Below are 14105 nucleotides of genomic sequence, written 5' to 3'. Positions count from 1 at the left end.
CAAGTGCGATACCCAGAACCGTATCACAAGTGACTGCGGTTTTATCAGTGATTAATTATTTTTGTGTTAATAGTTAGGAAAATATAAAATATTTGTTTTAGTATCACTTGTTTATAATTTACAATGATAGTACAATATAAATGTAGTTTCTTTTATTTTATATAGGAGTGATGATATGGCTGAGAGTGGATTAAATGCAGGTGTTCATGCAACAAGTGGTTTTGAAATGCAGAAGCATTGCGCATTGTATCTTATTTTAGAGAATTTTAATATAATTCACGATAGAGAGTATTTTGTTTCGATTGAACATGCAGATGACGTGATATTTTGCTTTTTACATAGAAACGAGATAGAGTATATAGATGCATATCAAGTCAAGAAGAGTAGTAAAATCGGGACTAATAATAAAGCTTGGAGAGAAATAGTAGAAAAGTTATTAACTACAGGTAAAGAACTTTCAAGTAAAGATATTGCAAAATCAGCAGAATACTATCATAAACTTTCTTTCTTAAGTAACCAGACATCTACTATTAAAGCAGAAGTTACAGATAAGGTTACTGAAGAGAAAAAAGAGTTTGGTATTCAAGTTAATGAAAGCAATGTGTTTGTAAAATTTGATAAATTTCCTATTGAATTACAAACCGATATTATTAGTAAATTAACAATTAAAGATAAAAGAATGGTAGAAGAGCTTAGGAGTTTGTGTTTTGAGTACATTGATCTTAGTAGAACTGTTAAGAATCAAAAGGAATGCCTTGTAGGTAAATGTGCAAGTATTTTTGGAAAGAATGTACCAGATCCTGAGGCGGCTATTGATACTTTGATGAAAGTATTTCGTAAAGTAGAACATACTTTTAACCAAGGTTCGACGTTTGATTTGTTGGACGAGTCGAAAAGGGTTTATTCTGTTGAGATAAATGCTGCGTTTAGGGTAATTACTGAAAAGGCATTAGCTTTTGAAACTTGGCGGAACTTAAAGTCTGAGTTATCAGAGGCACTTAAAATACCTATTTCTAGAAGAGATGATTTTGAAAATGAGTTTGATAACAGCGTTGACTGTTTTAAAGACTTGACACAGGTTGAACATCAAAGGATTCTAAAATTTGTAGAAATAAATAGTCATTTTCTCGATGAATATTTTCGTGAGGAAGAGTGCGTAGCAGCTTTGTATAGTATGTACAAAGATAATAATTCGTATAAGCTCGACGAGTTAGTTATCAAAGCAACAATTTTTGCGGCATGTATGAGAGTGAGGGATCAAAAATGCAGAACAAATTGAAGTTTAATAGGTTCTTGGTTTATTCTGATGATAAGTGCTTTACAACTGAGTTTGGCGATAAAGTCAATATTGTGATAGGAAAGAATACTTCAGGTAAAAGTACATTTTTGCAAAGTCTATTATTCACTCTTGGAATTAATGATGTTAAGCACAATTTACAACCTCTTTTGAATGAAAACGTAATTTTTAGATTGGATTGTATACTTAAAAAAAATGAAGTGAACACCAATATAACTTTTGTAAGAGATAATTCTATTTTAATAGTAAAAGATGGAGAGCGAATTTTTCGTTTTAATGGCATTGACGGGAATAGCTCTGAAGAACATAAAAAGCTAAAATCATACTTGAGAAAGCGGTTTGATTTTGATTTGATACTTGAAAGTAAAGGTGAACTTAAAGAAGCACCTTTAGAGACTATGTTTTTACCATACTATATTTCTCAGTCTGTTGGTTGGGTTTATTTGCAAAGGTCATTTTCTAATTTGGATTACTATAAAAATTTCCGAGATGACTATTTCGATTATTATTTAGGTATAGTTAAACCTTCGGATAGAGTTGAAAAAAGTGCATTAGAATCTAAATTAAGACAAGTAAGACATGAGTTGCATTATTTTGAAACAATGATGAATGATGATGTTCAACTCACAGCTTCGCAACTTAATGATGAAAATTTCCAAAATGAGGCTATGGATTATTTGCTTAGATTTAATGAGAAGAAAAGAGAGCTTAAAGAACTTGAAAATGCTCATACAAAAAAAAGTAACCAATTGAGTCTCATTGAGCAACGAAGAAAAGTACTACAGTATGTGGGAACAAATCAGAATAGACAAAATCCAGTTGATGGAGAATGTCCAACATGTCAAAGAAAGTTTGATTTTAAATTAGATGAATTCTATATGTATCAACAGAGCATAAATGATACCAACAAGCAGAAAGAAGATTTAAAGTTACAGATAATCGAACGAACAAGTAGCGTAAATAGCTTATTCAAGAAGATTACTAACTTAAGAAATGAAATTGAACAGATGTATAACGTTGTCTGTGAATATCAAAACACTCAGATTAAATTTGATAAATGGCTAGATTCTAAAGCTACATTAAAACTTGGAGTGAAAATAAAAGCCAAAGTTATTGAGTTAAAAGAAGAAGAAGAGACTCTTTTAAAACTCATAAGAGACTTTAAAACGGATGAGGATGTAATAAGAACTAGAGTTTTCAAAGAGAAAAGATTTAAGAAGATTTTTACTAGAAATCTACAAGCTCTTAATGTAAAGCCGTTAGAAGAAGTACAATATAATGATTTATACAAAATTTCAGCTTTTCCTTCACAAGGTGTTGAACTACATAAAACTGTAATGTCTTATCATTTTGCATTTAATGAACTTGCGTCTGAAACAGATAGCATTCATAGATTACCTTTTTTATTAGACGCGGTATTCAAAGAAGATATTGAAAATGAAAATAGAGAGTTAATAAACAAATTTATTAGAGACAATAGTCCAAAAGATACTCAAACTATATTTTCAGTTGCATTTGCAACTAATCAGGAAATTGCCATTCATGATATGACAAAGCATTATGGTGAAGACTTAAAAATAATTGTAATCGCTGATTTGAAGTATATAAGATCTCTTTTACACTATTCAAATAGTGAATATGAACAACTAATTCAGGAAACGAATGAGCTGATTGTAGAAGTAAATTGATTTTTTTATCTATTTCTTAAGACAAGAAGAAATTTGAATATTTTAGATTGAAACTTACTAAATAAATTGACATAAATAAAATGAGTAGAAAAAACTACTACAACAGCGATACCCAGGAACGTACCACAAGTAACCCTTGAGTTGTGTTTTAAATAACATTCATCCAAATTTTCACTAAGCAACGATCAAAGCGACATTTGAGAAAACAGATCTTGCACGTCATTTCTTTTGATTAAAGTCTCTTATAAAAGACAAAACCTCAAAATACCACACAAAAGTCTTGTACAAAAGACTTTTATGTGGTATTTTTAATTTGAGGTGATGGCTATGATGATTAAACGTGAGAAATACTTAGAAGAAATAAGAAAAGTAATGGGAAAACAAGTCATCAAGGTGCTGCTTGGTATGCGCCGTGTTGGGAAATCGACATTGCTTATGCAGATACAAGAAGAACTACTGAATCAAGGTATAGATAAGGATCAGATGATCAGTCTCAACTTTGAGTGGCTGGAATTTGAATCGCTCAAAGAATATAAGGCCCTCAATGAATATATTGAATCAAAAAAAATAATGGGAAAGAAAACCTACGTCTTCTTAGATGAAGTTCAAGAAGTTGATGGTTTTGAAAAAGTTGTTAATTCTTTGAATTCAAAAGGTGATACTGAAATCTTTATCACTGGCTCTAACTCAAAGTTACTCTCTGGAGAACTTGCAACGTATCTAACAGGTCGCTTTTATACCATAGAAGTATTGCCTCTGTCGTATATGGAAGTATATGAGAGTTTTACAAATTTAGAGGTTGGTTCATTTACAAAAGAGACTGTTTTTTTAGAGTACCTCAAAACAGGTGGAATGCCTGGAAAATTCCAATTTGATGAAGAACGAACTGCTAAAAACTATCTTATGGACATGTATCAGTCCATTTTATTAAGAGATATTGTCAAACGATATAATGTGAGAGATGTAGATTTACTACAGCGTTTTATGTCATATCTAATCAATAATATTGGTCAAATCTTCTCAGCAGGAACCATAACAAATTATCTTAAAAGTGAAGGGCGTAAACTCTCCAAAGAAACAATTTATAATTTCATTGAAGCTGCTAAAAGCACCTATCTAGTCCATGGAGTACCACGCTATAATATCAAAGGTAAAGAGCTGATGAAGACGAATGAGAAATACTTCATCAATGATTTAGGGATAAGAAATCTTTACTTTGATAATGAAAGAGATATCGGTCAAGCTCTTGAAAATATTGTTTACCTTGAACTCAGAAGAAGAGGTTATGAAATTTATGTTGGAAAATACGATGATAGAGAGGTTGACTTTATCGCTGTAGATGGAGAAAAGACAACCTATTTTCAAGTGACGTATTTATTAGCAGAAGAAACGACGATTGAAAGGGAGTTTTCTGTTCTTGAATCAATTGATGATAATTTTCCTAAAATAGTAATTTCAATGGATCAGGTAAATCGATCGAGAAACGGTATTGAGCATAAAAACATCATCGACTTTCTTTTAGAGGATTCTTGGAATTAATAAAGAGTTTGTTAACACTCATTTGTGTGGGATACCCAGAAGCGTATCACAATTATGGTAAAAAATGCATAACATACTTCGTAAAAAAGATCTCTTTAAAAAACAAAAGAGGTCTTTTTTACTTGAAAAATAAGTCAACAAATGTTATTGTGTAAAAAAGACCACTTTAACGATTGAAAGAGGGTGATTTTACGGATGTAGAAGCTTATAAAAAAGTATTTGATAAACATAATGGTATTATCAAGCTATCAGACTTTACTGCAGCTGGTTTTCACAATACCGAACTCAATAAACTGATTGAAAAGGGATTGGTTGAGAAAATAAAGACTGGTTATTATGAATGGATTGATGGAGATATAGTTTCGGATGCTGTTGTAATTGGGAAACTATTTCCTGAAGGTGTTGTATGTTTAGATTCCGCACTATTTCTCTATGGTTATACACAAAGAACCCCTTCTGCATGGCATGTTGCAGTGAGCAAAAATAAAAAGAAGTCTAAATATAAGATCAACAATCCACCAATGCATATTTATTTTTTGATTGATGGCTATATGGAACTTGGACTCTCTGAAATTATGTTTGAAGGACATCATATGAAAATCTTTGATAGAGATAGAACCATTTGCGATGTCATTAGGTATGAATTTAAGATGGATAAAGAGGTTTTTAATTATGCCATTATGACTTATGTCAAAGACTCAAAAAAAAATATCCGGAATTTGCTTGATTATGCAGAAACGATGAATATAAAGAATAAAGTAAGTCGAATTATAGGGATGTGGATGTAATGACTAATGAAAAAGGTTATTGATCGTATCTGTCAAACAACAACAGAGAATGAATTCATTCAATTTGAAATTAAAACAATAGAAAATATAGCTGAAATGAAAACTTATCACGGTGTTAGATTAAAAATGCTCGCAATTATTGCAAATACAAAGACTCCATTTGATATTGATATAGGTTTGGGAGATGTTATTGCTCCAAAGGTTAATGAAGTTGAAATTCCTACTCAGTTAGATGGTTTTGTTCCTCCTAGGGTGGCATCCTATTCACTTGAATCAACGATTGCAGAAAAACTTCAAGCAATGTTTGATCGAATGGAAACGACGAATAGAATGAAAGATTATTATGATATATATTATTTAGCGAGTCATTATGATTTTGAGGGTGAAATTTTGAAGGAGGCAATTAGTCGAACATTCACCAATAGAGGCACGGAGTGTACGATTCGTTTATTTAATAGAATAGCATCGATGAATAGGGTAGTAAGTATGATTACTCGTTGGAAGTCTTTTACTAAGAAATCGTTAACAACTTCACTTGATTTTGATATTGTGATTCGGTTAATCGTTACATTTATAGAACCACTGATCTATTCAATTGAAGAAGGAAATTCAATGCAGAAAAATTGGTCGAAAGACTATCTCGATTACACTGAAATTACGACCGCATTCGCCCGCAGTCGTAACGAGGTTCAGCCTGTGTGATGTCGTTGATTTTACAAGTATTTACATCAAAAGGTTTACAGATGAGATAATTTCATGTAAGCGAAGAATCAAGGATTAAGCATAAGGATGTGCTGTAAAATGTGCGTTGTATTTTACAGCACATCCTTGTATAATTTTAATAAAAGGAGGCGATGAAAATGTCTAATATTCGACCGGTTTCTGATTTGAGAAATTATAACGACGTATTAAATGCTTGTAAAGAAAATTCACCAGTTTATCTCACAAAAAAAGGACATGGGAAATTTGTGCTCATGGATATTGAAGATTATGAAAAAATGAAAGCGACTTTGAAATTAATGGCACATATAGAAGAAGGTGAAAAATCCGCAAGAGAGGATAGTTGGATCTCAATGGACGATATTCAATCTGCCTTAGGATTATAAAATATGTACAAGATTCAATTTTCGCCACTCGCTAAAGAAGATCTTATTAAAATCAAAGGTTATTTAGAAGGAGCATTCGATAATGAAATTGCTTCTGAAAAGATAAGGCACTTACTTGATAGTATCAGGAAGTTTGAAACGTATCCATTACTGGGTAGACCTCTGATGAATAGCATCGATATTCCCACAGATTATATGTACTTTGTCGTAGAGAAAAACTATGTGTTCTACCGTTTAGAAAAACAAACAGTAAAAATTATTCGTATCATAGATACAAGGCAAGATTACATCAATATTTTGTTCGGTAAGTGAAAAACCGCACTCAGATTTTGCACGCAGAAGCGTATCACAATAACCCTTGAGTTGTGTATTCTATTCCATTTGCATAAAGTCTTCCACAAAAGACAAAAACTCATAACACTACACAAAAGTCTCATATAAAAGACTTTTAAGTGGTGTTTTTAAGTTGTGCTATGATGAAAATCCATTTCAAAAGAACAAGAAGAACAAGAAAAACAAGAAAAACTTTGAGGCATACTTCATTCATTTGGTCGTTTTTTCTGATAAAATAGTTATTAGGACAAACGTATAACAAGGATCTGTCAATACAACGATTACACAATGGAGGTATACATGACGCATTACTATCTTGTACGGCACGGCGAGGCGGATTATAGCGAAATGATGGAAAAGGGGTTTTGGGGATTTGGGCGTTCATTTGCACCGCTTTCACAAACTGGAATCAATCAAGCAGAAGCCACGGCTCAGGACAAGCGTCTCACAACCGCTGAAATCATCGTTTCATCTCCCTATACGAGAGCACTTCAAACAGCAGCCATTATTTCTCGGGCAACGGGACTAAAAATAGTCGTCGATGTGGATTTGCATGAATGGGAACCGGATAAATCCAACCAGTACACCACTTCGGAAGAATCCTTTGCGCTTGCGGATGAGTTTAGGTTACACAAAGGCGTCTATCCAAAGGGACAAGACATGAAATGGGAGACGTTAGATGAGATGAGAAGCAGAATGCGACGCGTTGCAGATAAATATGCAGGCTATAATCGCGTGATTTTAGTAGGTCATGGCATGGCGTTTAGAACGCTCGCTTACATTGAGCAGATGAAACCGGCTGAAATCATAGAATGTCATTATCAGAGTGGACAAGCGGACTGTGAGTATGCATTTTGTTAGAGACGTTTCTAACAGTGTGTACGATGCGTTCACTCAATCAAATAGCATCGACCCTATTCGACTGCATTCGACCGCGGTCGTAACGATATTTACTTTTGTGATATTAGTGATTTTACAAGTATTTATACATTCAGGAGGTCTACAGTTGAGATTATTTCATGTAAGCGAAGAATCAAATATTAAGCAGTTTGTTCCACGAATTCCATACAGAAAAGATATGGATCAATCAAAAGGATTGGTTTGGTCGTTAACAGAGGCAAGCTTACCAAATTGGTTAACGCCACGTGACTGCCCTCGTGTTGGTTATAGAGTCACAGATGAAACGACGATCGATGATATTTCAAAGTTTTTTTCTTCATCTTCACAGCATTGTGTTTCTATTGAACATGCATGGTATGAAAGAATGGCTAATACAACACTTTATGTCTATGAATTTGATGCCTCAAATTTCTACTTTGATGAAACCGCAGGATTTTATGTCAGTGATCAAACAGAAATCCCCATAGCAGTCGTTAAATATGACAATTTATTTGAAGAACAATTTAAGCGAAACGTTGAAGTGCGAATGGTAAACAATCTTTGGAAGTTAGCTGAAGAAGTCAGAATCTCTTCATTAAAATGGTCATTGTGTCGCATGGGAAATGCGCAACCCGCATCATGAGCAAATTATTTTACTTTTGGAGGAGATGTATGTATTTATTGAGAGAAGCAAAGCATGAAGATGTTCAAACTTTAAAAAGGCTATATCGTTATTTTGTCTTGGATATGAGTAGATTTGAACCGAGCGATGATAATCTAGATGACGAAATTTTATTTTGGATTGAAACATCACTCATTGGAGAGAAATCCGTTATATTTGTAGCAGAAAATGATAAAGGAATCAGTGGCTTTGTACGGATACAACAAAAAGAACGGAAAAATGAGAATGGAAATGAAATCATCCATTATGCTAAGTTAAGTGATTTGTATGTTTTGCCAGAAGCTCGGAAGAACGGGATTGCTAGCAAACTTGTTAATGCATCAATTGATTGGGCAAAAAAGCGTAAGTTGCTTGATTTGATATTAAATGTATATGAGAAAAATGAACCAGCACGTGCGCTGTATACATCTTTTGGATTTCAAATTGACGATACAATCAGTCATAATCGTGTAAGGATGAAATATATTTTTACATAATGAGGATAACGAACTAAATAGAAAGGATTGCAAATTCAACATATATTACTTAAATCGGTCTTTGCACCACACAAAAGTCTCATATAAATGACTTTTGTGTGGTGTTTTTAAGTTGCATGATGATGAAATCCATTGCAAAAAGAACATGAAGAACTTTGAGGCATACTTGATTCATTAGGTCGTTGATTATTATCAGTCGCCAGTCGATGTTGTCCATCTATTGGTGACTGTTGCTATTTTTGGATAATGGAAAAGTGATAGCATCAGTTTTTTTATTGACCGAAGAGATGTAACTTGAAGTATGGAATTATATATGATATTCTTATGTCGGACGATTAAATATCGTCCGATAATGGAGGTCGATTCTATGTTCTTAGAAGGCGAGAGAAAGAATATTGAGTACAAACTGGAATATTCAAAGACGATACTAAAAACAGTGTGTGCATTTGCAAATTTTCATGATGGTATGATTGTAATTGGCGTAAGGGACGACGGTACCATTGTTGGTGTAGATAGGGTTGAGGAGTTAAAACTAAATATTGAAAATGCCATCAATGATGCGATTATCCCAAAACCTTATTACGAATTTGAAGTTCATTCTTTAGAAGCATTGAAACTACTTGTTGTTAAAGTGTATAAAGGAGATCATTCACCGTATACATACCAAAACAAAGCGTTTATGAGAAGGGATACGTCGACGGTTCAAGTAGATGCGACTATGTATCAAAACCTAATTCTTGCAGGTCGAAATTTAGGATTTGAAGATTTAATTTCGATCGAACAAGAGTTGACTTTTGACTATTTGAGTCGGCTGATGAAAAAACAACTTAAGATATCTACCCTGTCAGAGGATCTTTTAAAAACTTTGGGATTAATAGAGAATAATCAATACAATCATGCAGCTTTATTGCTTTCTGATCAGAATAATCTGAAGTGCTCTTCTGTTCAAATGGTTGCTTTTTCAGATAGAACTGTGAATAGAATAAAAGATAAAATAACGCTTGAATCGTGTTCGCTGCTTCAACAATTTGATGAGTGCATGTCTTTTTATAAAAAACATATTAATATGGGTGAAATCATTGAATCGGCTTATCGAAAGACAGTTGAGGATGTACCAATGATCGCATATAGAGAAGCTGTTGCGAATATGCTCGTTCATAGAGATTACTCTGTTGAAGTAGATGCGCGAGTTGAAATTTTCTCAGATAGAATTGAAATTATATCACCTGGTGGTTTGCCAATAGGGCTATTAAAAGAAGAGTTTATTGAAGGTAGAATATCAAAGGCTAGGAATAAAATCATTGCAGACATTTTTTTGAGACTTAAAATTATCGAAAAACTGGCTACGGGTATTCGCCGGATTAAAGAACAGTATATTGACTACGATGTTAAACCTCAGTTTTTAACAAGTGAAAATACCGTTGTGATTATATTGCCTTTCGTCAATCAATCTTCAAATCAGATAAAGGAACATTTTTTAGTAAATGAAAGCGCATTGATTGGCAAGGAAAATGAGATTTATACCATCATTCAGAAGTTTCCTATGATTAAACGAATGGATATTCAGAGACAAATCAAGCTAGAAAAATCTCAAACAATTGAACTGATCAATAAACTTAGAGAATCGGGAAAGATCATAAAAGTTGGAAATGGTCCTTCTACGGGTTATAAAGTTTTAGAGTAAAGGTTATAATTGTCGGAAGATACCGGAAGAATACCGGACGATATGCAATCGAACGCAACCGACCGGTAGACTAAATCAGGTTAATTTCCAATAGTTCAAGAGATTTATTGGTGATGGGCGATGTCGCGCAATTTGAACATCAAGTATAAAATATAATCGCCCCCTTTGCTGATGAGTAGATGATGACTTATGAAAAAAAGTTTATCCAATAAAGGAGATACGAGAGACATGGAGCATGTATTTATAGCAAATTGCTTTAAAGAAGGAAATAGAACGTTTATAGCGGTTCCTTTTAATGTTTGGGAGACGTGTGAAATAAAAGGGATGGTTCCTGTTGAGGTTGTCATTGAAGGGCTTTCCTTTGAATGCAAGCTCGTACCTAAAGGTCATGGAAACTATTTCATCCCAGTTGGAAAAGATGTGATGAGTCAGTTAAGCGTTAGCGATGAATATGCTGTTCAACTTAAAATCTTAGACAAATTGACAAGAATCAATCACAATAGCCCATATACTAAAGAGAATCCTATTCGCCTTATTGACCATATTAAATATGTGAAACAGCCGATGAATGCGGATTGTGGACAAACGTGTGTCGCGATGCTCTCTGGATTACCCGTAGATGACGTACTGAAAATTATGAAAAGTACAAAATGGCAGGGAAGCCTCAGTAAAGTGCTCGAAACACTTGATTATCTGGGATTGACATATCATCAAGCGGTGTATACGCGCGGCCGTGAGTTTAGTCTTCCCAAATGTTGCATTTTAAACGTGAGAGGAAATGAAAAAAGCCATCTGTTGGTCTATTTTGATGGCGTATTTTATGATCCAACATATGGAATAATGCACAGTTACAATAAACAAGACATCATTAGTTATATAGAGATTAATTTTTAATATAAATCGTTTCAGTTAGCCTTAAAAAAAGTTCCTCAAAAAAAGTTTAATATTTTATGAATCTACTAATTCCATAATGAGGTATTCAATGCCAATCAAAAAAAATGATAAACCCAACAAGACAATACAGTGTATCCGACTTTTAAAAATCCTTAAATCCAAAAGGTACTGTAAAAAATCTGAAATTGCCTATTTATTAGGGGAAGAAACAACAAGAAATATAAACAATTATAAAAATACTTTATATGATGCGGGTTATCCGATTCATTTTAGGCCAGGTCGAAATGGCGGCTATTATCTGGAGTTTGATTCAATATTACCAAGCATGAGACCGAGTGCATTACAATTGAAGTCTCTTTCTGTTGCTTATGATTATCTTTTAAAAGAAGGAAACATTCCTCATAAGCAATTATTGCTCGATTATCTAGGGGGTGTTTTTTTGGAAAATGAACAATCTCCAGATACAGATGAACTTGCGCTATATGGACACTTTCCATTGAGTATGACGTCAGAAGAACTTGAAAGAAGATATTACATACTTCAAACTGCCATCGATTCAAAACGAAAAGTAAAAATTTTGTATCGTGGATATGTACGTGATGGTGAAAGAGTGATTCATCCGTATAAACTATTTAAGTTCACCAATTGGATGATTTTTGCACGAGAAGATGGTGACTACATGAGTCAGCAGATGCTTTATAACAAGTTTAAATTGCATCGTATACTTGAAATTGAGTTATTGGATGAAACTTATAAAATTCCTTGGGATTATCAGGAGTCGGACTATTTTGATCAAGAGGGAATGGTAGAACCTCTCACACATGTCAAACTTATTATCAAGGGTAGACTAGGGAGAATGCTCGATGAAAAAATCTATGGACAAAATCAAGTTGTAACTTGCTTAGATGAGAAGACGCGCATGTATTTATTCGAAGCTGATATGCGTAATCAAATGGTCATTCGAAAGTTTATACTCTCCTTTGGATCTCAATGTGAAGTAATCGAACCCGTTGAAATTAGAGAAGAAATCATACGCGAAGCCAGAAATACGCTATCTAAATATGAACGATATGAGCAACCAGAGAACAAAAATAATACATGCGAATCATAAAATAGCATAAAAAATCAAAATAAGATTACAATGAAGCATTAAAAAAAAGATAAAAAAAAGATGAAAAAAACAAAATTATTTATTTACTGAACAATCTTTATGTAACAATTCGAGTTATGATTGGTTCATAGTTTGAAAAGCAAATGATAATATCATAGCAAATGAAGGAAAATACCATGAAGATTAACGGAAAGTACAGTGAAGCAATTATTTACGCAAGCACGATTGAAGAAAGTGCAATTGAACAAATCAGAAGTATTTGCGATATAGAAGCCTTTGCCAATTCCAAAATTCGAGTTATGCCAGATGTGCATTCTGGAAAGGGATGTGTTATCGGGTTTACTGCGAACCTTGGCGAAAAAGTCATTCCCAATATTGTAGGTGTGGATATTGGCTGTGGGATGTTGACGGTTAAGTTAGGACAGGTCGAAATTGATCTTGAGTCACTGGATCAGTATATCCATCAAAATATTCCAAACGGAAAGGCGATTAATGAACATAAGCAAACTGACTTTATATCGACACTTGAAGAGTTGAGATTATTAAAGGAAAACCGTCAAGATTTGTCGAGATGGAATCGAGCGCTTGGGACTCTTGGAGGGGGAAATCATTTTATTGAAATAAACGAAGATGCGGATGGCATGAGATATCTTGTCATTCATTCTGGCTCAAGAAATTTGGGGCATGTAGTCGCAACGCACTATCAAAAAGAAGCGATTGCTTACCACTCAGGATATGATGAAATTTATCTTGAAAGTCGTCAAGCGTTGATTGAAGCGTATAAAGTACAAGGCCGCAAGCGAGAAATTCAAGAGGGAATCACTGAACTGAAGCGTCTACATTTTAAAGAAAAGCAATTACCTGATCAAATGTGTTTTTTAGAGGGCGAAAAACGAGAAGATTATTTGCATGATATGTTGATTTGTCAGCAGTTTGCGACATTAAATCGAGAGCTTATTGCCAATAAAATATTAGAGTTTTTATTTCGACATACCGCATTTGAACGCTTTCATACCATTCATAACTTTATTGATTTTGAAGATCAAATCGTTAGAAAAGGCGCTATTAAAGCAAATAAAGGACAAGAAGTCTTAATTCCCCTGAATATGAGAGATGGTTCAATTCTTGCAGTGGGAAAAGGAAATTCAGAGTGGAATTGCTCAGCACCACATGGTGCTGGGAGATTGATGTCGCGTACACAGGCAATGGAATCCATTGAATTTGAGGCGTTTAAAGACGCGATGAAAGAAGTTTATTCTACTTCGGTCACACACAAGACGGTAGATGAATCGCCAATGGCATATAAACCCCTTTCGGACATCCTCGATCATATCGGCGAAACAGTTGAAATTACAGCCATTTTAAAGCCAATTTACAATTTTAAATCCCAGCATTAGATACAGATACAAACGGTATTTAATTATTATAACAACTATTTAGTTTGAGTAGCTAAAAAGTAAGAACCCAAAACACCCATAAAGACGCTAACAGCAATAAATACATCCTTAAATGTAAATGCGTCTTGTTAAGCTATGGATAGTGGCAGAGCACTTTGAAATTGTGTCTAGGCATAGGCATTGACTGCAATCAAATTAAATGAAAGTGTCGCAAGTTCGAATCTTGCCACT

14 protein-coding genes are annotated in these 14105 nt (G+C 33.8%); all 14 read left to right on the top strand.

The window, feature by feature from the left end; genetic code table 11:
• Positions 1–175 precede the first annotated feature (175 nt).
• Positions 176–1279 (top strand): hypothetical protein, encoded by a 1104-nt coding sequence (locus ACZ41W_RS10005; RefSeq protein WP_464311838.1) that lies wholly within the window; start codon positions 176–178, stop codon positions 1277–1279.
• Positions 1264–2985, top strand: a complete 1722-nt coding sequence (locus tag ACZ41W_RS10000; RefSeq protein ID WP_464311837.1) for an ATP-binding protein — start codon at positions 1264–1266, stop codon at positions 2983–2985. The genes ACZ41W_RS10005 and ACZ41W_RS10000 overlap by 16 nt, the downstream gene beginning before the upstream one ends.
• 327 nt (positions 2986–3312) lie before the next feature.
• Positions 3313–4524, top strand: coding sequence for an ATP-binding protein (locus ACZ41W_RS09995; protein ID WP_464311836.1), 1212 nt, complete (start codon positions 3313–3315; stop codon positions 4522–4524).
• 173 nt (positions 4525–4697) lie between these two features.
• Complete coding sequence (locus tag ACZ41W_RS09990) at positions 4698–5312, top strand: type IV toxin-antitoxin system AbiEi family antitoxin domain-containing protein (protein WP_464311835.1); 615 nt, start codon at positions 4698–4700, stop codon at positions 5310–5312.
• Positions 5313–5318: 6 nt separating this feature from the next.
• The gene (locus tag ACZ41W_RS09985; RefSeq protein ID WP_464311834.1) at positions 5319–6014 is read left to right on the top strand and encodes a nucleotidyl transferase AbiEii/AbiGii toxin family protein; all 696 of its coding nucleotides are present in this window, start codon (positions 5319–5321) and stop codon (positions 6012–6014) included.
• A gap of 158 nt (positions 6015–6172) precedes the next feature.
• Complete coding sequence (locus tag ACZ41W_RS09980; protein WP_464311833.1) at positions 6173–6418, top strand: type II toxin-antitoxin system prevent-host-death family antitoxin; 246 nt, start codon at positions 6173–6175, stop codon at positions 6416–6418.
• Positions 6419–6421: 3 nt separating this feature from the next.
• Positions 6422–6730, top strand: coding sequence for a type II toxin-antitoxin system RelE/ParE family toxin (locus ACZ41W_RS09975; protein WP_464311832.1), 309 nt, complete (start codon positions 6422–6424; stop codon positions 6728–6730).
• A 321-nt stretch (positions 6731–7051) separates the two neighbouring features.
• Positions 7052–7612 (top strand): histidine phosphatase family protein, encoded by a 561-nt coding sequence (locus ACZ41W_RS09970; protein WP_464311831.1) that lies wholly within the window; start codon positions 7052–7054, stop codon positions 7610–7612.
• Positions 7613–7757: 145 nt separating this feature from the next.
• On the top strand, positions 7758–8273 hold the full coding sequence (locus tag ACZ41W_RS09965) for a DUF6886 family protein (RefSeq protein ID WP_464311830.1): 516 nt from the start codon (positions 7758–7760) through the stop codon (positions 8271–8273).
• A 29-nt stretch (positions 8274–8302) separates the two neighbouring features.
• Positions 8303–8788, top strand: a complete 486-nt coding sequence (locus tag ACZ41W_RS09960; RefSeq protein WP_464311829.1) for an N-acetyltransferase family protein — start codon at positions 8303–8305, stop codon at positions 8786–8788.
• 367 nt (positions 8789–9155) lie between these two features.
• The gene (locus ACZ41W_RS09955) at positions 9156–10472 is read left to right on the top strand and encodes an RNA-binding domain-containing protein (RefSeq protein ID WP_464311828.1); all 1317 of its coding nucleotides are present in this window, start codon (positions 9156–9158) and stop codon (positions 10470–10472) included.
• A gap of 189 nt (positions 10473–10661) precedes the next feature.
• Positions 10662–11366 (top strand): DUF1905 domain-containing protein, encoded by a 705-nt coding sequence (locus ACZ41W_RS09950; protein ID WP_464311827.1) that lies wholly within the window; start codon positions 10662–10664, stop codon positions 11364–11366.
• A gap of 88 nt (positions 11367–11454) precedes the next feature.
• Complete coding sequence (locus tag ACZ41W_RS09945; RefSeq protein WP_464311826.1) at positions 11455–12477, top strand: helix-turn-helix transcriptional regulator; 1023 nt, start codon at positions 11455–11457, stop codon at positions 12475–12477.
• Positions 12478–12653: 176 nt separating this feature from the next.
• On the top strand, positions 12654–13874 hold the full coding sequence (locus tag ACZ41W_RS09940; protein ID WP_464311825.1) for an RtcB family protein: 1221 nt from the start codon (positions 12654–12656) through the stop codon (positions 13872–13874).
• Positions 13875–14105 lie beyond the last annotated feature (231 nt).

Source organism: Fusibacter fontis (assembly GCF_055378735.1).
Note: the sequence above shows the minus strand (reverse complement) of the source record. Positions and strands in the feature narration are given on the sequence as shown.

Excerpts from the sequence above, each read along its gene's own strand:
- ACZ41W_RS10005 (WP_464311838.1), top strand. The coding sequence starts at position 176 with ATGGCTGAGAGTGGATTAAATGCAGGTGTTCATGCAACAAGTGGTTTT.
- ACZ41W_RS10000 (WP_464311837.1), top strand. The coding sequence starts at position 1,264 with ATGCAGAACAAATTGAAGTTTAATAGGTTCTTGGTTTATTCTGATGAT.
- ACZ41W_RS09995 (WP_464311836.1), top strand. The coding sequence starts at position 3,313 with ATGATGATTAAACGTGAGAAATACTTAGAAGAAATAAGAAAAGTAATG.
- ACZ41W_RS09985 (WP_464311834.1), top strand. The coding sequence starts at position 5,319 with ATGAAAAAGGTTATTGATCGTATCTGTCAAACAACAACAGAGAATGAA.
- ACZ41W_RS09980 (WP_464311833.1), top strand. The coding sequence starts at position 6,173 with ATGTCTAATATTCGACCGGTTTCTGATTTGAGAAATTATAACGACGTA.
- ACZ41W_RS09975 (WP_464311832.1), top strand. The coding sequence starts at position 6,422 with ATGTACAAGATTCAATTTTCGCCACTCGCTAAAGAAGATCTTATTAAA.
- ACZ41W_RS09970 (WP_464311831.1), top strand. The coding sequence starts at position 7,052 with ATGACGCATTACTATCTTGTACGGCACGGCGAGGCGGATTATAGCGAA.
- ACZ41W_RS09960 (WP_464311829.1), top strand. The coding sequence starts at position 8,303 with ATGTATTTATTGAGAGAAGCAAAGCATGAAGATGTTCAAACTTTAAAA.
- ACZ41W_RS09955 (WP_464311828.1), top strand. The coding sequence starts at position 9,156 with ATGTTCTTAGAAGGCGAGAGAAAGAATATTGAGTACAAACTGGAATAT.
- ACZ41W_RS09950 (WP_464311827.1), top strand. The coding sequence starts at position 10,662 with ATGAAAAAAAGTTTATCCAATAAAGGAGATACGAGAGACATGGAGCAT.
- ACZ41W_RS09945 (WP_464311826.1), top strand. The coding sequence starts at position 11,455 with ATGCCAATCAAAAAAAATGATAAACCCAACAAGACAATACAGTGTATC.
- ACZ41W_RS09940 (WP_464311825.1), top strand. The coding sequence starts at position 12,654 with ATGAAGATTAACGGAAAGTACAGTGAAGCAATTATTTACGCAAGCACG.